Here is a 19,701-nt window from a genome sequence, read left to right as displayed (position 1 = left end):
TTACACAAGCGCTTGCTAGGGTGAATCCCTCCGGCGCCGCCGCCGGGTCGCGACCACCCGCGCCGACATGGCCGCCGCCAGCACCACCATCCCGGCCACGACCGGCGCCCTGGAGGCGGGCGGCCGGGCCGGGCCCCGCCCGAAGTACGGGCCGGGCCGGGCGGCCGGTGAGACCCTTCCGTGGGCCAGCCGCCGGGCCTCCCGCAGGGCGAGCGGCGCGTCGGCCACCCCGTGCCCGTAGGCGGGGCTGTGGCCGCCCGCGGGCCGTCTCCTGGTGCCGCGCTCGACGGCCGTGCGCACCTGGTACGGCGACAGCTCCGGATGGGCCGACCGCACCAGGGCCGCCACGCCCGCGACCATGGCCGCCGCCGAGCTGGTGCCGTCGCCCACCACGTACCCGTCGCCGCCGTCGGCCGTGACGACGTCCGTGCCCGGCGCGACCACCGACAGGTAGTCCTGGCGGTTGGAGAAGGGGGCCACCCTGAGCCGCCGGTCCACCGCGCCCACGGCGATCACGCCCGGGTAGGCGGCGGGGAAGTTCTTCCTGTTGGCCGTGTCGCCGTCGTTGCCCGCCGAGGCCACCAGGACCGCGCCGCGGGCGAGCGCGTACTGCACGGCCTCCTCCTCGGCCGCCGAGCCCTCCCACGCGCCGCTGCCGCCGCCGAGGGACATGCTGATCACGTCCGCGCCGTGGTCGACCGCGTACCTGATGCCGGCGGCCAGGGCGTCGCGGCGGCCGGCGCGCTGCTCGGCGCGCAGCGGGTCGGTGTTCTCCAGCGTGACCCTGATCGACAACACCCGCGCCGCGGGGGCCACGCCGACCACGCCCTCCGCGCGCCCCCGGCCGTGCCCGCGGCCGGCGATCAGGCCGGCCATGGCGGTGCCGTGGTGTCCCCAGAGCCGCGGGGGCGCGCCGGTCAGGTCGGGGCCCTGGGTGACGGCCCCCCGCAGGTCGGGGTGGCGGCCGTTCACGCCGGTGTCCAGCACGGCCACCAGCACGCCCGCCCCCCGGCTCTCCCGCCAGGCCCTGGGCGCGCGCAGCGCTTCGAGCTGCCACTGCCGGGCCCGCGCGGCGGCGCCCACACCGCCGGGGACGCTCGGCGAGGCCGCCGTCCGCACGTCGTCGGTGGCGCTGGACGCCACGCCCGCGACCCCGGCCGCCAGGATCAGAGCCGGCAGCAGGGACGCGAGCCCCCTCATCGGGTCAGCGCCCGGTACAACGCCTCGGCGAGTTGCCGCGCGACCGCGCGCAGCCGCGGCGCGGCGCGGTCGCCCGGTCGGTACGCCCGCCCGTCGGCGTACCCGGCGGCCGTCGCCACGAGGTAGGGGTCGCCGGACCCGGCCAGCGCCCCGGTGACGTACTGCCGCCGGCCGAACCGCTCGGCAGGCCCGCCGGGGAAGGCCACGGGCCGCACGGTGGCCGGGCGCGCCCCGCGGTACGTCCCGGGGCCCGGCCCGCCGAGCACGGCGATGCCGACGGTGGCCACGTACGTCTGGGTGCTGTCGGCGTACGTGGCCCGCAGGGCGGTCAGGCAGCCCGGCCGCACCGCGGCGGGCTGGAACGCCACCCGGCACGGCGCCTCGGGAGCCACGCCCGCCAGCACGTACGTCACCCTGGCCCCCGACGGGCTGAGGCCCGGCACGACCAGGGGGAAGATCCGCGTCACCGGCCAGGCGTGCCAGCGCTCCGGCACGGGCGCGTCGGCCTGCGGCCAGAACACGGACAGGATGGAGAGCAGCACGACGGACAGTTGGTACACGTCAACCTCGAACGGGAGGGGAGGGACGCCCGATCTGCCGTGCATTCTGGCACGCCGCCGATGATTCGTTCCGACGCTTCGGTAAACAGCCCGATACGCGGAGTAATTGATGTTATGCGGCCATTCGCCCTAAGGTGTCGGCGAAAGTCGGACATGCGCCCCAGGTGGGAGCCCCAGCCGCTGCGCCGCGTCGCCGTAGTTGACCGCGATGGCGATCAGCCCCGCCGAGTCCGTGAACGCCACCAGCTCGCCCGGCGGCACCGCCGCGAACGTCGCACGGAAGGGCATCGCGAGCTGCCGCCGCCCGAGCCACACCCCCAGCGTGTCGCCCACCTGGACGCCCAGCGCCTGCAGGTCGCCGGCCGCGATCGACAGCTGCGTGTTGCCGTAGCGGTCGACCGAGACGACCTCGCCCTCGACCGAGCCGTCCCGCAGCAGCGAGGTCGGCGCGGGCAGCGTGACCAGCCGCTCGACCGGCACCCGGGGGCCCAGCTCGGCCGGGTCAAGTCCGCCGGCCAGCCGCCCGGCGACCGGCGCGAAGACGTCCCGGCCGTGGAAGGTCGGCGACACCGGCCGCAGGAAGAGCTCCTCGTTGCCGAGCGCGTACGCGGCCCGCGCGCCGCCGCTGGCGTGCACCGCCCAGGACAGCAGGCCGTTGTCGGGGCCGACGAACACCCGGCCGCCCGCCTCGACCGCCACCGACCGCCGCGCGCCGCCCACGCCGGGATCGACCGCGCCGATGTGGACGCCCTCAGGCAGGTAGGGAATGGTCTGGGCGAGGATCGCCGCGCCCCGCCGTACGTCGCCGGACGGGACGAGGTGGCACACGTCGATCACGCGCGCCTCGGGCGCGATCCCGGCGATCACTCCGTGGCAGGCGGCCACATAGCCGTCTTCGAGCCCGTAGTCCGTGAGGAGCGTGATGACTGGGGTCACATTTCGTGACTGTACGTCCGGCAATCCGCCGTGAACAGCCGCAGATCGCACATTACGATTGGCCACGGGCCGCGAAGCGTGCGATGTGATCGTCGCACGCCCCTTCCCGAGGAGGACATCATGGGAGCACCGCTCAGCGGTGACAGTGCTGCCCAGGAACCGTCCCGGACATCCCTCAACGACCGCGATCTCGAACTCCTCGCCTTCGAACGCCAATGGTGGCGGCACGCGGGCGCCAAGGAGCAGGCCATCAAGGAGACCTTCGGGTTCTCGGCCACCCGCTACTACCAGTTGCTCGGCGAGTTGATCGACAGACCGGAGGCGCTGGAGCAGGACCCGATGCTGGTCAAACGGTTGCGAAGGTTGCGCTCCACCCGTCAGCGCGACCGTGCGGCGAGACGGCTCGGCATGCGTCCCTGACCGGCTGGGTACGGCAGCCGCGTGAGGAACATCCCTGGTATGGAAGCGATCCTTAAAGATCCGTCCGGCGCCGTGATCGGGCTCGACTTCGACGGAACCCTGTCGCCGATCGTGCCCGATCCCGCCTCCGCCAAGATCCACCCCGAGGCTCCCGCCGTGCTCGCCGACCTGGGCGCGCACGTCGGCGCCGTGGCCATCGTGACCGGCAGGCCGGCGGCCACCGCGCTCGAACTCGGGCCTGGCCTGGCCGACGTGCCCGGCCTCGTGGTGCTCGGCCACTACGGCTTCGAACGGTGGGAGCACGGACGCGTCTCGGCGCCGCCGCCGCCACCTGGCGTGCCGCGCGTCCGGGCCGAGCTGCCCCTGCTGCTCGACGCGCTCGGCCTGCACGGCGTGGTGATCGAGGACAAGGGCAGGGCGGTGGCCGTGCACACCAGGCGCGCCCCCGACCCCGAGGGCGCGCTCGCCGTGCTGCGCGAGCCGCTGGCCGAGCTGGCCGGGAGACACGGCCTGGTGATCGAGCCGGGACGCATGGTCCTGGAGCTGCGCCCGCCCGGCATGGACAAGGGCCACGCGCTCGGGCTGTTCCTGGCCGAGCGGGACGCCAGGTCCGTCATGTTCGTCGGCGACGACCTCGGCGACCTGGCCGCCTTCGACGCCGTACGCGCCTCGGGGCTGCCCGGCGTGACCGTGTGCAGCGGCTCGGCCGAGGTGACCGCGCTGGCCGAGCGGGCCGACATCGTGGTCGACGGGCCCGACGGCGTGGTGGCGCTGCTGCGGGAGCTGACGACGGCCTTCACCCGTCCCTAGAGCCCAGCCGTTCGTGAGCCGGCTCGCGGCCTTGCGCCGTCTGGGCCGGCTCGCGGCTTTCAGCCGTTCGTGATTGGGCTGCAAGTGGCGGGTCCTACGTTGGTGCGCATGTCACGACGATCTCTCGCCGCCGCCTCGGCCGCGGCTCTGGCCACCCTGGCTGCCGTGCTCGCCGTCCCCGGCGCCGCCTCCGCCGCCCCCGCCCAGCAGCTCAAGCTGCGCGGCGGCCTGACGCTCTACATCCCGATCGAGTGGGTGGTCCACCGCAAGGGCGGCGACGTCGTCCAGGTGGTCACCGGGCGGTGCGCCAAGCCGCAGGGCTGGGGCTCGCCCGAGTGCGACGCGTTCTACGTCCTCGGTCCCGCCGCGATCAAGCGGGGCGCCGAGGGGTTCGGGCCCTACACGGGCAAGGACCCGTACTATCCGGCCAGCGACGTGCAGCCCTGCCCGATCAACCGCAAGTGGGGCGAGGTCGTCGGCCCCAAGGTCACCAGGGGCTACCGGCAGATGGGGGCCGGGCACAAGGCCGCCTACAACGCCTGGCAGGCCACGTGCGTCAGCTATTCGGGCGGCGGCGTCAAGGCCCGCTTCACGCAGCGCGAGTGGTACCTGCCGAAGAGCCAGATCCTCGTCGTCGACCAGTGGAACACGCCCGGCCTGGCCGACACGCTCAAGTACGCCGACTGGAGATGAGCACCCCGGCGACCGCCAGGCCGATGACCACGGGCACCAGCAGGAACGCGTTCCCGGTGCCGTAGCCGTCGGCCAGCGCGCCGAGCAGCAGCGGGCCGATCGCCATGGCGGCGCCCGCCCACACGGGCGAGGCGGCCGCCGCCCGGTCCGCCCGGTCGCCGGAGGCGGCGATCAGCGTGCTCAGCGCGAGCGGGAACTGCAGCGACGCGCCCAGCCCGCTCAGCGCCAGCCCCGCGTACGACAGGATCGGCGCGGTGCTCGCCCAGAACAGCACCCAGCCGAGGGCCATCAGCCCCAGAGCGCCGGCCAGCAGCGGCGTGGCGGGCAGCCGCAGCGCGAGCTGCGCGCCCGCGAACCTGCCCGCCGCCATGCCGCAGACGAACGCCGTCAGCCCGGTCGCCGCGACGGCCGCCGGCACGCCCGTCCTGAGGGCGAACAGGTCGGCGGCCCACAGGTTGAACGTGAACTCCAGCGCCACGCAGCAGAACAGCACGCCCCCGGCCAGATGGAAGCGCCACCCGCCGCCCTCCCGCGCCGGGACGGCCTCCCCGGCGACCGCGCCGCCCCGCCCTCCGGCGACCCGCCGGGGCGCGGGCCAGGAGCGGCCCAGCGACAGCGCCAGCAGGGCGCTGACGGCCGGGGTGACCAGCAGGGCGGCCCGCCAGCCGAGCGCGCTCTGCGCCACCTGGCTGAGCACGAACGTCGCCACCATCCCCACCAGCACGCCCACGGCGTTGGCCTCGCTGAGCGCGGCCGGTCCCGCGGCCCCGTGGTGGTCGCTGAGCTCGGCCATCGCCGCGTAGAGCATGACCGAGCCGAAACCGCCGGCCACGCCGTAGCCGAGCAGCGTCAGGGGGAGCGCGGAGGCGGCCATGACCAGCAGCACGCCGGCGTTCATCCCGGCCAGGCCGAACCAGCACGTCGTGCGCCGGCCGAGCAGCCTGGTGAGCAGGGGCAGCGCGAGCCCGGCGCCGATCGTCCCGACCGCCATCGCGGTGCCGTGCAGCCCGGCGACGGTGGCCGTGGTGCGCTGGTCGGCGCGCAGGAGCGGGAGGGCGGCGCTCAGGCCGTACACGAACGTGGCGAACGTGCCGAGCAGAAAGTAGATGAGCCAGGTCGGACGGTCCCGGACGAGTCTGATGGGCACTGAGACCGTCGACACCCGGCAGCCTCCGTCATTGGCAGTGAACCCGACTTCTCATGTTAAAGCAGGGCGTCGAGTTGGGATTCCAGCCACTTGTGCGGCGGCAGCGCGGTGGCCGCCTCGTGCAGCCGGTCGCGGCGCCGCCGGCGTTCGTCCTCGGGCATCACCAGCGCCTCGTGCAGCGCGTCCGCCGTGCCGCTCACGTCGTAGGGGTTGACCACCAGCGCGTACGGGCCCAGCTCGGCGGCCGCCCCCGCCTCGCGCGAGAGCACCAGGGCGCAGCGCGGCGACAGGACCGGCCCCTCCTTGGCGACCAGGTTCATGCCGTCGCGGATGGGGTTGACCAGCAGCACGTCCGCCAGCCGGTAGGCGGCCAGCGAGCGCGGGTAGTCGTCGTTGACGTTGAGGATGACCGGGTCCCAGTCCTCGGTGGCGTACTCGTCCTCGATCTCGCGCGCGCAGCGCTGCACCGACGCGGTGTACTCGCGGTATTCGGGCAGGTCGTGCCGGCTGGGATAGGCGAAGGCCAGGTGGACCACCTTGCCGTGCCACTCCGGATGGGCGGCCAGGAACTCGCGGTAGGCCAGCAGCCCGCGCACGATGTTCTTGGACAGCTCGGTGCGGTCGATGCGGACGATCAGCCGGCGTCCGGCCACCTGCTCGGCCAGCGCGGCCATGTGCGACTCGACGTCGGGCTCGCAGGCCCGCGCCCACAGCGCCGCGCCGTCCACGCCCAGGCTGTGCACGCCGACGCGGGTCGTCCTGCCTTCGTGGGTGACCGTGCCGGCCGCGCGGTCCACCCGCGCGCCCAGCAGCGCCTCGCAGCAGTCCATGAACGCCGCCGCCCACCGGGCGGTGAGGAAGCCCGCGTGGTCGGCCCCCAGGATGCCGTCGAGCACCTCCCTGGTCACCGCGTCGGGCAGCAGGGAGAAGTACTCGGGAGGCGCCCACGGCGTGTGGCTGAAGTGGGCGATGCGCAGGTCGGGCCGCTCGGCGCGGAGCATCGCCGGGGTGAGCGTCAGGTGGTAGTCCTGGACCATCACGCGCGCGCCGTGCCCGGCCTCCTCGGCCAGCGCCAGCGCGAACGCGCCGTTGTAGTCGCGGTAGGACTCCCACTCGCGCCGGAACTTGGTGCCGAAACTGGGGGAGTTGGGGATGTCGTACAGCAGGTGGTTGACGAACCACAGGGTCGAGTTGGCCACGGCGTTGTAGGCGCGGTGGAAGGTGGCCGCGGGGATGTCGAGCATCCGCAGGGCGCCCGTGTCGTAGCCGCCGCGGTCGAGCCGGCCCCCCGGGGCCAGGCGCACGGCGCTGCGGTCGCCGTCGGACAGCGCGGCGCACACCCACAGCACGCCGTGCTCCTTGGCCACCCCCGACAGGCCCGAGACGAGGCCGCCACCACCGCGTTTCATGGTCAGCTCACCGTCGTCGTCGACGGTGAAGGAGACCGGCCCGCGGTTGGACGCCACGAGAACGCTGTTCATTTGGGCTCCCTTCGCCCATAGGATCCCAGCTATGGCGCTAGATGAGCTAACCGAGGAACTCGCCCGCTCGGCCGCGGCCGGAGACCATCGCGCGCTCGGCGAGCTCCTGGCCAGGATCGAGCCTGACGTGATGCGCCACTGCGCCCGGATCCTGCCCTATCACCAGGACGCGGAAGAAGCCTCGCAGGACACTCTGCTGGCCGTGGCGCGCAACATCGGCCGGTTCGAGGGGCGGGCCAGGTTCAGCACCTGGCTGCACATCGTGACCGCCAACTGCGCGCGCACCACGTACCGCTCGCTGAAGCGCAGGGCCGCCGAGCAGACGTCGGAGGAGCTGCCGATGCAGAAGCCGGACGCGCGGCGGGTCAGCGTGATCGCCGGCTCGCGGCTCGACCTGCTCGACGCGATGGAGGCGCTGGAGGCCGACAAGCCCGACCTGGCCCAGGCGCTGGTGCTGCGCGACATCGTCCAGCTCGACTACAACGAGGTGGCCGAGCAGCTCAACATCCCGCTCGGCACCGCCAAGTCCCGCATCCACCAGGCCCGCAAGTACGTGCAGGGAGTCCTCGGGGAGGACTATCGGTGAGACGCGTCCTCTCGCATGGTGAGACGGGTGGTCGTTTCCGCCACTTGAGAAGGTAGAGTCCTTTTCGACAACTGAATATTGCTCATCCAGAGGGGTGGAGGGACCGGCCCTGCGAAGCCCCGGCAACCCTCCCGGCTTGTGCTCGCGACCTGGCGAGGCCGACCGGGACAAGGTGCCAATTCCGGTTCGCGGTCAAGGTGGCCGCGGGCGAAGATGAGGGAAGGCCTCGCTTCATGTCGCTCGACTTTGGTCCTGCCGTCGCTCTGTCCTGCCGCGAGTGCGGCACGCGCTACCCCCTGGGTCCCAGCTTCGCCTGCCTGGAGTGTTTCGGGCCGCTCGAAGCGGCCTACTCCTTCGGCCAGGTGACCCGCGCGGACATCGAGTCCGGCCCCGCCAACATCTGGCGCTACCGCTCCCTGCTCCCGGTCCCCGCCGACGTGGCGAGCAAGCCCAACATGAACCCGGGCTGGACGAAGCTGGTCAAGGCCGGCAACCTCGGCAAGGCGCTCGGCATCCGGTCCCTGCACGTGAAGGACGACTCGGGCAACCCCACCCACTCCTTCAAGGACCGGGTGGTCGCCATCGCCGTCGAGGCGGCCAGGAACTTCGGCTTCCACACGCTCTCCTGCTCCTCCACGGGCAACCTCGCCGGCGCTGTCACCGCCGCCGCCGCGCGGGCCGGCCTCGACGCGTGCGTGTTCATCCCGGCCGACCTCGAAGCGGCCAAGATCGCCATGGCCCGGGTGTTCGGCGGCCGGCTGATCGGCATCGACGGCACGTACGACGAGGTCAACCGGTTCTGTTCGGAGCTGATCGGCGACCCGCTGGGCGAGCGGTGGGGGTTCGTCAACGTCAACCTGCGGCCCTACTACGCCGAGGGGTCCAAGACGCTCGCGTACGAGATCGCCGAGCAGCTCGGCTGGCGGCTGCCGGAGCAGATCGTCATCCCCATCGCCTCCGGCTCCCAGCTCACGAAGATCGACAAGGGGTTCAAGGAGCTGATCGCCCTCGGGCTGGTCGAGGACACCCCCTACAAGGTGTTCGGGGCCCAGGCGGCCGGGTGCTCGCCGGTCTCGACGGCGTACAAGGCGGGGCACGACGTCGTCCAGCCGGTCAAGCCGGACACGATCGCCAAGTCGCTGGCCATCGGCAACCCCGCCGACGGGCCGTACGTGCTGGACATCGCCCGGCGCACGGGCGGGGGCGTCGAGGACGTCACCGACCCCGAGATCGTCGCCGCCATCAAGCTCCTGGCCTCCACCGAGGGCATCTTCGCCGAGACCGCGGGCGGCGTCACGGTGGGCGTGCTGAAGAAGCTCGTCGAGACGGGCAGGCTCGACCCCGAGGCCGAGACGGTGGTCCTGAACACCGGCGACGGCCTGAAGACGCTCGACGCGATCAGTGACGACGCGCGGCCCACCGCCGTGATCCGGCCCTCTCTCGACGCGTTCCGCGCGACTGTCTGACAATCCAGGAAAGGCAACAAAAACCATGAGCGTTTCTGTGCGGATTCCCACCATTCTGCGCACTTACACCGGGGGTAACGCCGAAGTGAGTGGCGAAGGGGCGACTCTTCGTGACGTTCTCGCCAAGCTTGACTCCGACTACCCGGGGATCGGCGCGAGAATTCTGGATGAATCGGGCAAGATTCGTCGTTTTGTCAACGTATACGTTGGTGATGAGGATGTCCGTTTCGCCGAGGGCCTGGACACTCCCGCCCCTGAAGGCACTCAGATCTCCATCATCCCCGCCGTCGCGGGCGGCTGACCGCCGGACCACCGACTCTTGAAGGCGCCCCTTGTGGGCGCCTTCTTGTTTTAGAACCAAATTCAACCTCGAACGACTCAGCCTTCGATGAAATTAGCGTTTTGTCGGTTGACTCTGTTGCCAAACCCCGTGCCACAGGTATGGTCGAGGGCGATCGTCTGGCTGATTTTCCCAAAAGTCATGCGATTACGGGTCTCGCGAAGGAATGGGCGAGATCTGCGAGCCCAGTAAGAGGAGTCGGAAGTGGCGCAGGGCACCGTCAAGTGGTTCAACGCGGACAAGGGCTACGGCTTCATCGCGGTAGACGGTGGTAAGGATGTATTCGTCCATTACTCAGCGATCATGATGGACGGGTACCGCTCTCTCGAACAGGGACAGCGTGTCGAGTTCGAGATCACGCAGGGCCAGAAGGGGCCGCAGGCGGAGTCCGTCCGCACGGTCTGATTCACCCTCGCTGGTATGCACCAAGGCGGGACGTGCGGCAGCGCAGTCCGTACGGGCTCGCCACTGTTTCCTCCGTCGGCTTCGCACGGCGGGCCGCGCCTCAGGGGCGGCTCGCCGTGCGAACCGGCGCACCCGATGACCTGCCCGATGAGCTGGGGTGGGGTGCCCGTGGCTTGCACTCGGCAGGGTAGAGTGCTAAACAGTTCGTTGGCACTCTGTGTGGCAGAGTGCCAACAACTCGGATCGAGACGATGGGGTCTGCCGAACGGAGATGCAGGCCTATGCCGTCGCGGGCGTCGGCTCGGTCCAGGACACGCCACCCTGCATCTGGGAGGTCTAGCCTTATGGCAGCCAAGATGATCGCGTTTGACGAGGACGCCCGGCGCGGTCTCGAGCGCGGTATGAACCAGCTCGCCGACGCCGTCAAGGTGACCTTGGGCCCCAAGGGGCGCAACGTCGTGCTGGAGAAGAAGTGGGGCGCTCCCACGATCACCAACGACGGCGTCTCCATCGCCAAGGAGATCGAGCTCGAGGACCCGTGGGAGAAGATCGGCGCCGAGCTGGTCAAGGAAGTCGCCAAGAAGACTGACGACGTCGCCGGCGACGGCACCACCACGGCCACCGTGCTCGCCCAGGCTCTGGTGCGCGAAGGTCTGCGCAACGTGGCCGCCGGCGCCAACCCGATGGCCCTGAAGAAGGGCATCGAGGCCGCCGTCGAGCGGGTCAGCGAGGAGCTCTCCAAGCTGGCCAAGGACGTGGAGACCAAGGAGCAGATCGCCTCCACCGCCTCCATCTCCGCCGCCGACCCCGAGATCGGCTCGCTCATCGCCGAGGCGATGGACAAGGTCGGCAAGGAAGGCGTCATCACCGTCGAGGAGAGCAACACCTTCGGCCTGGAGCTTGAGCTCACCGAGGGCATGCGCTTCGACAAGGGCATGACGTCGATGTACTTCGTGACCGACTCCGACCGCATGGAGGCCGTTCTCGAAGACCCGTACATCCTGATCGTCAACAGCAAGGTCTCGGCCAACAAGGACCTGCTGCCGCTGCTCGACAAGGTCGTGCAGTCCGGCAAGCCGCTGCTGATCATCGCCGAGGACGTCGACGGCGAGGCCCTGGCGACCCTGGTGGTCAACAAGATCCGCGGCCTGTTCCGCTCCGTGGCCGTCAAGGCCCCGGGCTTCGGCGACCGCCGCAAGGCCATGCTGGGCGACATCGCGATCCTGACCGGCGGTCAGGTCATCGCCGAGGAGGTCGGCCTCAAGCTCGAGACCGCCACCCTCGACCTGCTCGGCCGCGCCCGCAAGGTCGTGGTGACCAAGGACGAGACCACCATCGTCGACGGCGCCGGTGACGCCGAGGCGATCTCCGGCCGGGTCAACGAGATCCGCGCCGAGATCGAGCGCACCGACTCCGACTACGACCGCGAGAAGCTGCAGGAGCGCCTGGCCAAGCTGGCCGGTGGCGTGGCGGTCATCAAGGCCGGCGCGGCGACCGAGGTCGAGCTCAAGGAGCGCAAGCACCGCATCGAGGACGCCGTGCGCAACGCCAAGGCGGCCGTCGAGGAGGGCATCGTCCCCGGCGGTGGCGTGGCGCTGCTGCAGGCCGGCGCCAAGGCGTTCGACAAGCTCGAGCTCAACGGCGACGAGGCCACCGGCGCGGCGATCGTGAAGAAGGCTCTTGAGGAGCCCCTCAAGCAGATCGCGGTCAACGCCGGTCTTGAGGGCGGCGTCGTCGTGGAGAAGGTGCGCAACCTGACCCCGGGCGAGGGCCTCAACGCCGCTTCCGGCGAGTACGTCAACATGTTCGAGTCCGGGATCATCGACCCGGCCAAGGTGACGCGCTCCGCGCTGCAGAACGCCGCCTCCATCGCGGCGCTCTTCCTCACCACCGAGGCCGTCATCGCCGAGAAGCCCGAGAAGACCCCTGCTGCTCCGGCCGGCATGCCCGGCGGCGGCGACATGGACTTCTAGGCCTCGCCTGGTCGCTGACGCATCAGAAGGCGGTTCGGATCTCCAAGGATCCGGCCGCCTTTTGTTGTGTCCGATCCTGTCACGTTTAGTAGTTATAGACTACGGACAGTAACGAAACTAAGTGACGATTCACCGCACAAAGGAGTAGTTACATGAATTCCCGCACCGCGCGCGTTCTCGGGCTCGGAGCCGTCATGCTGGCCGCCGCGGCCGCCATGACGATGCCCGCCCAGGCAGACGACCACGGTTACCTGGACGAGGCCCTGGAGTACGTCGACGTGCCCTACTGCGCGGGCTACCTGGAACTGTACGACCGCGACTACTGCGCCTCGCCGTCCAGGTGGACGTCGCAGGACGAGCGCGGGGAGATGTCGGAGGAGGGCGAGGACAGGTCGTCGGAGGAAGCCGAGGACAGGTCGTCGGACGAGGCCGACGAGCGGTCCGGCGAGCGCGGCGACGCCTCGGACGAGGGCGTGGACATGTCCGGCGAGCGCGAGGACGTCTCGGACGAGGGTCAGGACATGTCCGGCGAGCGTGAGGACGTCTCGGACGAGGGTCAGGACATGTCCGGCGAGCGTGAGGACGTCTCGGACGCCTTCGAGGGCGAGTCGGGCGGCGAGAGCGAGGACCTGTCGTCCAACGCCCCCGGGGACTTCACGTTCGCGGACGAGCTGGTGCAGGGCGACTGAACCCCGTCTGGTGGCGCCGGGCGTACGGAACCCGACGCGGCACCACGGCGAAGGCGCCCCGAACGCGAACGGGGCGCCTTCGCCGCGGTGTTGTGCCGGTCTCAGACGCCGAAGTGCGCGACGATGTGGCCGCGGGCCAGCGTGTTGGCGGTGATGTTGAAGCCGACCACAGCCGGGGTGGCGTCGCCGCCGACGCCCAGCTCGTCGACCCCGAGCGCGTGCACCGTGAAGACGTAGCGGTGAGGGGCGCCGGGCGGGGGAGCGGCGCCGCCGTAGTCTTTGGTGCCGTAGTCGTTGCGGGCGTGGACCGCGCCGGCGGGCAGGCCCTTGAAGTCGGGGCCGGTGCCCGCGCCCCTGGGCAGCTCCGTGGTGTCGCCGGGCAGGTCGAACAGCACCCAGTGCCAGAAGCCGCTGCCGGTGGGGGCGTCGGGGTCGTGGCAGGTGACGGCGTAGCCGCGGGTGCCCTCGGGCGCGCCCGACCAGCGCAGCTGGGGCGAGACGTTCCCGCCGGTCATCCCCCAGTCGTCGAAGACGTGGAGGTCGTTCAGCCGCTCGCCGTCGCGGATGTCGTCGCTCTCCACCACGAGCGCGGGGACCGGGGGCAGGTGTTCATGCGGAAGCGGTGCGGGCACGGCATCCTCCTAGGTTGACAGCTCCTTCAGGCCATCCTAGAAGCGGCCGTGCCCGCCCTCCGTCAGGTTCCGAGCTGCGCCGGGAGCGGCCTGTCGTGCAGCACCGTGAGCGAGGTGACCGCGCGGGTCAGGACCACGTAGAGGCGGGCCAGGCCGCGGGGCTCGGCCTCGACGATGTCGGCCGGCTCCACGACGATCACGTGGTCGTACTCCAGGCCCTTGGCGAGCGTGGCGGGCACGATCAGCAGGCGGTGCTCCTGCGTCGCGTCAGGGTCGAGCACCGCGTGCGGCAGGCCGGACAGCGACTCGGAGACCGCCGCCACCATCGCGTCGGGGACGATGACCCCGATCGAGCCCTCCCTGGCCAGGACCTCCCGGGCGGCCTCGGCGACCGTGCCGCCCGGCCGGACCGTGAGCGAGCCGGCGCCCGGACGCAGCGACCGCGGGGCGGCCAGCGCGGGGGCGATCGAGGGCAGCAGCCGGGCCGCGTAGTCGAGCACCTCGCGCGGCACGCGGAAGCCGAGCGTCAGCTCGGTCACCTCGCCCTCGTCCTGGCCGAGGTGCTTCAGCACGGTCTCCCACGAGGTGGTGGACCACGGCGTGGTGCCCTGGGCCAGGTCGCCGAGCACGGTGGCCGAGCCGTTGCGGCAGCGCCGGCCGAGCGCCCGCAGCTGCATCTCGGACAGGTCCTGGGCCTCGTCCACGACGAGGTGGCCGAGGGACGGGGTGCGCTCCATGAGGTCGCGCAGCTCGTCGAGGAGCGCGGCGTCGGCGGCCGACCATTTGGCGGACTTCCAGCTCCGATAAGGCTTCCGCCAAAGCAGCATTTCCTGCTCGTCAGGCGACAAATCAGTTTTGGCGGCTTTTGTGAGGAATTCTGGGTCGGACAGCAGGCGGTGCAGGACCTGTTCCGGCGTCAGTTTCGGCCACACCGCGTCGACGAGCTGCTTGACCGGCCTCGACCGGGCCACCGCGTCCTGGACCCGGTCGTCGGGCGACTCGCCACGCTGCTCCATCCGTACGAGCACCTGGTGGGCCAGGCGCTGGGCCAGCGCGGCCCGCCCCGGCGAGTAGCGGGTGGTGCCGCGCAGGGAGGCCACCATCTCGCGCACCTCGTGGTCGGCGACCCGGTAGCGGTAAGCGCCCTTCGTGAACACCAGGCCGTCCTCGGGCTTGACGATGTGCATCCACAGCGCCCGTTCGAGCACCGCGGCCATCCTGGCGTCGCCCTTGACCGCGGAGACCATCGGGTCCTCCTCGGCGGCGTGCTCGCCGAGCAGCCCGGCCACGGTGGTCTGGTCGACCTTGACCTCGCCCAGCGCGGGCAGGACGGAGGAGATGTAGGACAGGAACGCCCGGTTCGGGCCCACGATCATCACGCCCGACCTGGCCAGCCGCTCGCGGTGGGTGAACAGCAGGTACGCGGCCCGATGGAGGCCCACGGCGGTCTTCCCGGTGCCGGGGGCGCCCTGGACGCACACGGTCTGGGCCAGCGTCGCGCGGACGATCTCGTCCTGGTCGGGCTGGATGGTGGCCACGATGTCGCGCATCGGGCCGGTGCGCGGGCGTTCGATCTCCTCGGTGAGGATCTTCGAGGGGCCGACCTCGCCGCCCTCGCCGAGCGGCTCGTCCTCGAACGCGGTCAGCGCGCCGCCGTGGTAGCCGAAGCGGCGGCGTCGGACGACGCCCATCGGGTCGGCCGGGCTGGCCTGGTAGAACGCGCGGGACACCGGCGCGCGCCAGTCGATGACCAGCGGCCGGCTGGTGCCGTCGTGCACGTGGCGGCGGCCGACGTAGAGGGTGCCCGGCAGGTCGTCGCCGCCCTCGCGGTCGAGGCGGCCGAAGAACAGCGGGGTGTCCGGATGGTCGGCCAGGGCGGCCACGCGCTGGTCCAGCAGCGACTGGAGGATCTGCTGCGAGACCCAGTCGCCGGCCGTGTCGGCCGACAACGACTGGGCGTGGGCCCGCATCGCCTTGAGCGCGGCCCTGGACTCGGCTAGGTGGGCCTGCTCGGCGGCGAGCACGTCGGAGGGTATGTCGGGAGCCAGTTGGTGTGTGGGCATGCGAAAGCGCCTCCCATGCTGGAAAACGGAGGTGGTCAAGGCAGCGAATCGACTAGTTTAACGGCGGCCGTGCGGCGCCTCCAAAGCATTTACCGGCGCGCGGCGGGGTACGGAGGGAAGGTGGCGCGGCTTCGCCTGATCCTCTCGCCGATGATCCCCACGGTCGCGAGCTTCCTGCTGGCGGCGCTCTGGGGGATGTCGGTCTTCGCCGGTTGGGGGCTGGAGGCGTTCTGCGCGGGCGGCGAGTCCCCGGCGGCGTGCTCCCGGCGTCTCGGCGTGGTCTGCGCGGTGTCGGGGTTGTTCGCCGTGCCGGCCGCCTGCGCCACGCTGGCCGCCTGGCTGGTGCCGGCGTCCCGGCAGGACCCGCGCACGTTCAGCCGGCTCATGGGGACGGGGGTCGCCGCCTGGATCGTCGCCGGCGCGGTGCTGTTCCTCGGCGGCCTGCTGGCCGGCTAGCGAACCCGGCAAAGACCGTATCTCTGAGTGAACGTGGGAATACCGAAAAAGTCGGGCATTTCAGGTGCGTTTGTCGGATCATGGGGGTATGTCGCAGGCGGCGTGATAGTACGCAGGTGAGGGGGGTGGTTCGATGTCGACGACCCGCGGAGTCTCGTGGACGTGACATAAACGCCGTGCCTGGCCGCTCAGGCAACGAGCGGCCGGGCATTCAACCGGTCACACCTCGCCGTGCACGTCGTCGGCGTCGATGATCTGGTAGGCGTATCCCTGCTCGGCCAGGAATCGCTGCCGGTGGGCGGCGAACTCCTGGTCGACGGTGTCCCTGCTGACCACCGTGTAGAACCGGGCGCCACCGCCGTCGGCCTTGGGCCGCAGCACCCGCCCGAGCCGCTGGGCCTCCTCCTGCCGCGACCCGAACGTGCCCGACACCTGGATCGCGATGGCCGCCTCGGGCAGGTCGATGGAGAAGTTAGCCACCTTCGACACCACCAGGACCTGGATCTCCTTGTCGCGGAACGCCTGGTAGAGCCGCTCGCGCTCCTTGACCCTGGTCTCGCCCTTGATGACCGGCGCGTTGAGATGCTCGCCGAGCTCGTCGAGCTGGTCGATGTACTGGCCGATGACCAGCACCTGCTCGCCCAGATGCCGCCGGACCAGCGCCTCGGTCACGTACGTCTTGGACGGCGTGGTGGCGCAGTAGCGGTAACGCTCCTCGGCCTCGGCCATCGCGTACGCCAGCCGCTCCTCGTCGGTCAGCGTGACCCGCACCTCGACGCAGTCGGCCGGCGCGATCCAGCCCTGGTTCTCCATCTCCTTCCACGGCGCGTCGTAGCGCTTGGGGCCGATGAGGGAGAACACGTCGCCCTCGCGGCCGTCCTCGCGCACGAGCGTCGCGGTCAGGCCCACCCGCCGGCGGGCCTGGAGGTCGGCGGTCATCCGGAAGATGGGCGCGGGCAGCAGGTGGACCTCGTCGTAGACGATCAGGCCCCAGTCGCGCGCGTCGAACAGCTCCAGGTGGCTGTAGACGCCCTTCCGCCTGGTCGTCATCACCTGGTACGTGGCGATGGTGACCGGGCGGATCTCCTTCTTGTTGCCGGAGTACTCGCCGATCTCGTCCTCGGTCAGCGAGGTGCGCTTGAGCAGCTCGGTCTTCCACTGGTGGGCGCTGACCGTGTTGGTCACCATGATCAGCGTGGTGGCCTGGGCGTGGGCCATGGCCGCCGCGCCCACGATGGTCTTGCCCGCGCCGCAGGGCAGCACGACCACGCCGGAGCCGCCGTGCCAGAAGGCGTCGGCCGCCTCGCGCTGGTAGGGGCGCAGCTCCCAGCCGTCCTGGAGCAGCTTGATGGGGTGGGCCTCACCGTCGACGTAACCGGCCAGGTCTTCAGCGGGCCAGCCCAGCTTGAGCAGCGCCTGCTTGACGTTGCCGCGGTCGCTCGGGTGCACGATGACAGAGTCGGCGCCGAGGCGCTCGCCCAGCATCGGCTGGATCTTCTTCGAGCGCAGCACCTCTTCGAGCACCGCGCGGTCGGTCGAGGTCAGGACCAGCCCGTTGGCCGGGTCCTTCTCCAGGCGCAGGCGCCCGTAGCGGGCCATGGTCTCGGCGATGTCGACGAGCAGCGCGTGCGGCACCGGGTAGCGGCTGAAGCCGATCAGCGCGTCGACGACCTGCTCGGCGTCGTGGCCGGCGGCACGCGCGTTCCACAGGGCGAGCGGCGTGACGCGGTAGGTGTGGACGTGTTCAGGCGCTCGTTCGAGCTCGGCGAACGGCGCGATCGCCTTGCGGCACGCGTCGGCCTTCTCGTGGTCGACCTCGAGCAGCAGCGTTTTGTCCGACTGGACGATGAGCGGGCCGTCGTTCACGGACATCCCTTCCTACGGTTGACCCTTATCCAACACACACGACGGCAGGAACAGTCCCGGAACGGGTAATCGATCAGTCGTCCAGGCGGCCGGTGAGGCCCAGGAAGAGGAAGAGCCCGACGTTCAGCACGAAACCGGCGCCGAACAGCACCCAGCTCCAGACCAGCAGCGAACGGGCGCTCCTCGGCTGCTCGCGGACCCGCGTCAGCGCCACGGCGGCCAGGATGCCGCCGGGCAGCCCGAGCACGTTGAGGCAGGAGGCGAGGGACAGGAAGTTGAGCACGACGGCGACGATCGCGGCGGCCTGCGGGCCCTCGTCGCGCCGCGGCGGCACGCCGTAGCCGTAGCCGTAGCCGTACTGCGGAGGCGGCTGCTCGCCGTAGGGCGCCCCGTAAGGCAGGTGCGGGTAGCCGGACGGATCTTCTTGACTCACGTTCACCTCCAGACAGGTCAACGTTTATCACGGAATACGGGCGCGCCCGACCCGGTGTGCGCGGACGGTCACAACCGCCCGCGCAGGGCCTTCCTGTCGAGCTTGAGCACGCTGGTGACCGGGATCGACTCCACGAAACGCACCTCGCGCGGGTACTTCACCCGTCCGACCCGGTCGCGCGCCCACTCGATGAGCTCCTCGGCGTTCTCCTCGGCCCCCGGTCTGAGCTGCACGAACGCCACGACCTCCTCGCCCAGCCGCGGGTCGGGACGGCCGACGACGCCCGACATGACCACGTCGGGGTGCTGGTTGAGCGCGTCCTCGACGTCGCGCGGGAAGACGTTGAAGCCGCCGCGGATGATCAGGTCCTTCTTGCGGTCGACGATGTAGAGGTAGCCGTCGTCGTCCACGCAGCCGATGTCGCCGGTGCGCAGCTCGTCGCCGACCAGCGCGGTGCCCTCGGGGTCGGGTTCGTGCTCGCCCCAGTAGCCGAGCATCAGGGAGTCGCCGCTGACGCAGATCTCGCCGACGTCGCCGCACTCCACCGCCTCGCCCGCGGCGTCGCGGATGGTGATCGTGTAGCCGGCCAGCGGCAGGCCGACGCTGCCCGGCCGGCGCCTGCCCGGCGGGTTGAAGGTGGTGACGGCGCTGGTCTCGGTCAGGCCGTAGCCCTCCAGGATCTGCGTGCCCGGCATCCGGCGTTCGAACTCCTGCAGCGCCTCCCGGCCCAGCGGCGCCGCGCCGCAGGTGAGGTAGGCCAGGTCGGGGAGCGGGTGCGACTCCAGCGGCTGCGCCAGGAGCATGTGGATCATGGCGGGCACCACGGTGCCGTACTGGACGTGCTGCTCGGCGGCCAGTCGCAGGAACGCCTCCGGCTCGAACCAGCGCATGAGCACGGCCTGCTGGGGCTCGGTGGCGTGCAGGCCGGCCACGGTGATGATCAACCCGTACGCGTGCGAGAGCGGCACAGGCACGATCGCACGATTTTTCCCCTCTTGATGGGATATTTCGTATGCGTCCTTCGCCACCTGCCAGAGGCCGCGATGGCTCAGCATGACCCCCTTCGCGACGCCCGTGGTGCCGCCGGTGTACATGAGCGCGGCCAGGTCGCCGGGGCCCCTGCGCACCCGTCCGTGCTCGGTGGCGCTCTCCAGCTCGGCCGTGTCCACATGTATCGGGACGTCCACCGCGGCGGCCCGTACGGTCTCCACCAGCTCGGGCGAGGTGACGACGGCGGCCGCGCCGCTGTCGAGCAGGATGTGCCGCAGCTCCTCGGCCCCCACCAGGAAGACCACGGGCGTGACCACCGCGCCCGCCGCCCACAACGCCTGGTAGACGATCGGGACCTCGGGGGAGGTCGCCATCATCACGACCACCCGGTCGCCCGGCCGGACCCCGGCCTCGACGAACCCGCCGCACATCCGGCGCGCGCGTCCGGCCAGCGCGTGGCTGCGGTGCCAGACCCCTTCGTAGAACACCGAGTCGTGGTCGTCGAAGCGGTTCCATGACTCCTCGGCCAGCTGGCCCAGCGTTTGCTCGGTCACA

Annotated in this window: 20 protein-coding genes and 1 riboswitch; of the genes, 10 read left to right on the top strand and 10 right to left on the bottom strand. The window is 71.1% G+C overall.

The genetic code is table 11. The features are described 5' to 3' along the window. Positions 1 to 15: 15 nt before the first annotated feature. The 3 genes from ACFYUV_RS46385 to ACFYUV_RS46375 form a co-directional block, all read right to left on the bottom strand. Positions 16 to 1,200, bottom strand: coding sequence for a S8 family serine peptidase (locus tag ACFYUV_RS46385; protein WP_387681357.1), 1,185 nt, complete (start codon positions 1,198 to 1,200; stop codon positions 16 to 18). After that, positions 1,197 to 1,760 (bottom strand): hypothetical protein, encoded by a 564-nt coding sequence (locus ACFYUV_RS46380; protein WP_387681354.1) that lies wholly within the window; start codon positions 1,758 to 1,760, stop codon positions 1,197 to 1,199. The genes ACFYUV_RS46385 and ACFYUV_RS46380 overlap by 4 nt, the downstream gene beginning before the upstream one ends. A 129-nt stretch (positions 1,761 to 1,889) precedes the next feature. Next, positions 1,890 to 2,696, bottom strand: coding sequence for an S-adenosyl-l-methionine hydroxide adenosyltransferase family protein (locus ACFYUV_RS46375; protein WP_387681351.1), 807 nt, complete (start codon positions 2,694 to 2,696; stop codon positions 1,890 to 1,892). A gap of 120 nt (positions 2,697 to 2,816) precedes the next feature. On the opposite strand from ACFYUV_RS46375, the gene ACFYUV_RS46370 reads away from it, so the two are divergent. The 3 genes from ACFYUV_RS46370 to ACFYUV_RS46360 all read left to right on the top strand — a co-directional run bounded on the left by ACFYUV_RS46370 (position 2,817) and on the right by ACFYUV_RS46360 (position 4,619). After that, the gene (locus ACFYUV_RS46370; protein ID WP_352320870.1) at positions 2,817 to 3,116 is read left to right on the top strand and encodes a DUF3263 domain-containing protein; all 300 of its coding nucleotides are present in this window, start codon (positions 2,817 to 2,819) and stop codon (positions 3,114 to 3,116) included. 39 nt (positions 3,117 to 3,155) lie between these two features. Next, the gene (otsB, locus tag ACFYUV_RS46365) at positions 3,156 to 3,926 is read left to right on the top strand and encodes a trehalose-phosphatase (RefSeq protein WP_387681348.1); all 771 of its coding nucleotides are present in this window, start codon (positions 3,156 to 3,158) and stop codon (positions 3,924 to 3,926) included. A 108-nt stretch (positions 3,927 to 4,034) separates the two neighbouring features. Then, positions 4,035 to 4,619, top strand: coding sequence for a hypothetical protein (locus ACFYUV_RS46360; RefSeq protein ID WP_387681346.1), 585 nt, complete (start codon positions 4,035 to 4,037; stop codon positions 4,617 to 4,619). On the opposite strand, the gene ACFYUV_RS46355 is transcribed toward ACFYUV_RS46360, so the two are convergent. After that, entirely contained in the window at positions 4,597 to 5,781 is a 1,185-nt protein-coding gene (locus ACFYUV_RS46355; protein WP_387681343.1) for an MFS transporter, read from the bottom strand. The two genes, ACFYUV_RS46360 and ACFYUV_RS46355, sit on opposite strands and share 23 nt — an antisense overlap. Before the next feature lie 41 nt (positions 5,782 to 5,822). After that, the gene (locus ACFYUV_RS46350) at positions 5,823 to 7,247 is read right to left on the bottom strand and encodes a trehalose-6-phosphate synthase (protein ID WP_387681340.1); all 1,425 of its coding nucleotides are present in this window, start codon (positions 7,245 to 7,247) and stop codon (positions 5,823 to 5,825) included. A gap of 31 nt (positions 7,248 to 7,278) precedes the next feature. Between ACFYUV_RS46350 and ACFYUV_RS46345 the strand changes: the two genes are divergently transcribed. From ACFYUV_RS46345 to ACFYUV_RS46320, 6 genes are all read left to right on the top strand, one after another. Then, positions 7,279 to 7,833 (top strand): RNA polymerase sigma factor, encoded by a 555-nt coding sequence (locus ACFYUV_RS46345; protein WP_189654051.1) that lies wholly within the window; start codon positions 7,279 to 7,281, stop codon positions 7,831 to 7,833. A 79-nt stretch (positions 7,834 to 7,912) separates the two neighbouring features. After that, positions 7,913 to 8,053: riboswitch (SAM riboswitch) on the top strand. 13 nt (positions 8,054 to 8,066) lie between these two features. After that, positions 8,067 to 9,299 (top strand): threonine synthase, encoded by a 1,233-nt coding sequence (gene thrC, locus ACFYUV_RS46340; protein WP_364339916.1) that lies wholly within the window; start codon positions 8,067 to 8,069, stop codon positions 9,297 to 9,299. 25 nt (positions 9,300 to 9,324) lie between these two features. Continuing rightward, positions 9,325 to 9,600 (top strand): MoaD/ThiS family protein, encoded by a 276-nt coding sequence (locus tag ACFYUV_RS46335; protein ID WP_352361720.1) that lies wholly within the window; start codon positions 9,325 to 9,327, stop codon positions 9,598 to 9,600. Between the two features lie 243 nt (positions 9,601 to 9,843). After that, entirely contained in the window at positions 9,844 to 10,044 is a 201-nt protein-coding gene (locus ACFYUV_RS46330) for a cold-shock protein (protein WP_106250594.1), read from the top strand. Between the two features lie 344 nt (positions 10,045 to 10,388). Next, positions 10,389 to 12,017, top strand: coding sequence for a chaperonin GroEL (groL, locus tag ACFYUV_RS46325; RefSeq protein WP_357696638.1), 1,629 nt, complete (start codon positions 10,389 to 10,391; stop codon positions 12,015 to 12,017). 152 nt (positions 12,018 to 12,169) lie between these two features. Then, positions 12,170 to 12,706, top strand: coding sequence for a hypothetical protein (locus ACFYUV_RS46320; RefSeq protein ID WP_387681335.1), 537 nt, complete (start codon positions 12,170 to 12,172; stop codon positions 12,704 to 12,706). Between the two features lie 101 nt (positions 12,707 to 12,807). Here the strand turns inward: ACFYUV_RS46320 and ACFYUV_RS46315 are convergent, their stop codons facing one another. Both ACFYUV_RS46315 and ACFYUV_RS46310 read right to left on the bottom strand, forming a co-directional pair. Further along, positions 12,808 to 13,338 (bottom strand): YbhB/YbcL family Raf kinase inhibitor-like protein, encoded by a 531-nt coding sequence (locus ACFYUV_RS46315; protein WP_387681332.1) that lies wholly within the window; start codon positions 13,336 to 13,338, stop codon positions 12,808 to 12,810. 62 nt (positions 13,339 to 13,400) lie between these two features. Further along, positions 13,401 to 15,401 (bottom strand): HelD family protein, encoded by a 2,001-nt coding sequence (locus ACFYUV_RS46310; RefSeq protein ID WP_387681329.1) that lies wholly within the window; start codon positions 15,399 to 15,401, stop codon positions 13,401 to 13,403. Positions 15,402 to 15,551: 150 nt separating this feature from the next. Between ACFYUV_RS46310 and ACFYUV_RS46305 the strand changes: the two genes are divergently transcribed. Further along, positions 15,552 to 15,857 (top strand): hypothetical protein, encoded by a 306-nt coding sequence (locus tag ACFYUV_RS46305; protein ID WP_387681326.1) that lies wholly within the window; start codon positions 15,552 to 15,554, stop codon positions 15,855 to 15,857. Between the two features lie 219 nt (positions 15,858 to 16,076). On the opposite strand, the gene ACFYUV_RS46300 is transcribed toward ACFYUV_RS46305, so the two are convergent. The 3 genes from ACFYUV_RS46300 to ACFYUV_RS46290 all read right to left on the bottom strand — a co-directional run bounded on the left by ACFYUV_RS46300 (position 16,077) and on the right by ACFYUV_RS46290 (position 19,700). After that, the gene (locus tag ACFYUV_RS46300) at positions 16,077 to 17,729 is read right to left on the bottom strand and encodes a DNA repair helicase XPB (RefSeq protein ID WP_358298746.1); all 1,653 of its coding nucleotides are present in this window, start codon (positions 17,727 to 17,729) and stop codon (positions 16,077 to 16,079) included. A 67-nt stretch (positions 17,730 to 17,796) separates the two neighbouring features. Next, positions 17,797 to 18,156, bottom strand: coding sequence for a hypothetical protein (locus ACFYUV_RS46295; RefSeq protein ID WP_387681322.1), 360 nt, complete (start codon positions 18,154 to 18,156; stop codon positions 17,797 to 17,799). A gap of 68 nt (positions 18,157 to 18,224) precedes the next feature. After that, positions 18,225 to 19,700 carry an AMP-binding protein gene (locus ACFYUV_RS46290; protein WP_387681319.1) on the bottom strand — a complete coding sequence of 492 codons (1,476 nt, stop codon included), beginning with the start codon at positions 19,698 to 19,700 and terminating at the stop codon, positions 18,225 to 18,227. Between the last annotated feature and the right edge of the window lies 1 nt (position 19,701).

The sequence above is a fragment of the Nonomuraea sp. NPDC003560 genome, assembly GCF_042878785.1.
GTDB lineage: Bacteria > Actinomycetota > Actinomycetes > Streptosporangiales > Streptosporangiaceae > Nonomuraea.
The sequence above is the reverse complement of the archived record's forward strand: the minus strand, read 5'-3'. Positions and strand labels throughout refer to the sequence as shown.

What these genes read in the sequence shown, in the direction of transcription:
- thrC (WP_364339916.1), top strand. Translation starts at nt 8,067, where the DNA reads ATGTCGCTCGACTTTGGTCCTGCCGTCGCTCTGTCCTGCCGCGAGTGC.
- ACFYUV_RS46360 (WP_387681346.1), top strand. Translation starts at nt 4,035, where the DNA reads ATGTCACGACGATCTCTCGCCGCCGCCTCGGCCGCGGCTCTGGCCACC.
- ACFYUV_RS46310 (WP_387681329.1), bottom strand. Translation starts at nt 15,401, where the DNA reads ATGCCCACACACCAACTGGCTCCCGACATACCCTCCGACGTGCTCGCC.
- ACFYUV_RS46370 (WP_352320870.1), top strand. Translation starts at nt 2,817, where the DNA reads ATGGGAGCACCGCTCAGCGGTGACAGTGCTGCCCAGGAACCGTCCCGG.
- otsB (WP_387681348.1), top strand. Translation starts at nt 3,156, where the DNA reads ATGGAAGCGATCCTTAAAGATCCGTCCGGCGCCGTGATCGGGCTCGAC.
- ACFYUV_RS46350 (WP_387681340.1), bottom strand. Translation starts at nt 7,247, where the DNA reads ATGAACAGCGTTCTCGTGGCGTCCAACCGCGGGCCGGTCTCCTTCACC.
- ACFYUV_RS46300 (WP_358298746.1), bottom strand. Translation starts at nt 17,729, where the DNA reads ATGTCCGTGAACGACGGCCCGCTCATCGTCCAGTCGGACAAAACGCTG.
- ACFYUV_RS46385 (WP_387681357.1), bottom strand. Translation starts at nt 1,200, where the DNA reads ATGAGGGGGCTCGCGTCCCTGCTGCCGGCTCTGATCCTGGCGGCCGGG.
- ACFYUV_RS46305 (WP_387681326.1), top strand. Translation starts at nt 15,552, where the DNA reads ATGATCCCCACGGTCGCGAGCTTCCTGCTGGCGGCGCTCTGGGGGATG.
- ACFYUV_RS46335 (WP_352361720.1), top strand. Translation starts at nt 9,325, where the DNA reads ATGAGCGTTTCTGTGCGGATTCCCACCATTCTGCGCACTTACACCGGG.
- groL (WP_357696638.1), top strand. Translation starts at nt 10,389, where the DNA reads ATGGCAGCCAAGATGATCGCGTTTGACGAGGACGCCCGGCGCGGTCTC.
- ACFYUV_RS46345 (WP_189654051.1), top strand. Translation starts at nt 7,279, where the DNA reads ATGGCGCTAGATGAGCTAACCGAGGAACTCGCCCGCTCGGCCGCGGCC.
- ACFYUV_RS46320 (WP_387681335.1), top strand. Translation starts at nt 12,170, where the DNA reads ATGAATTCCCGCACCGCGCGCGTTCTCGGGCTCGGAGCCGTCATGCTG.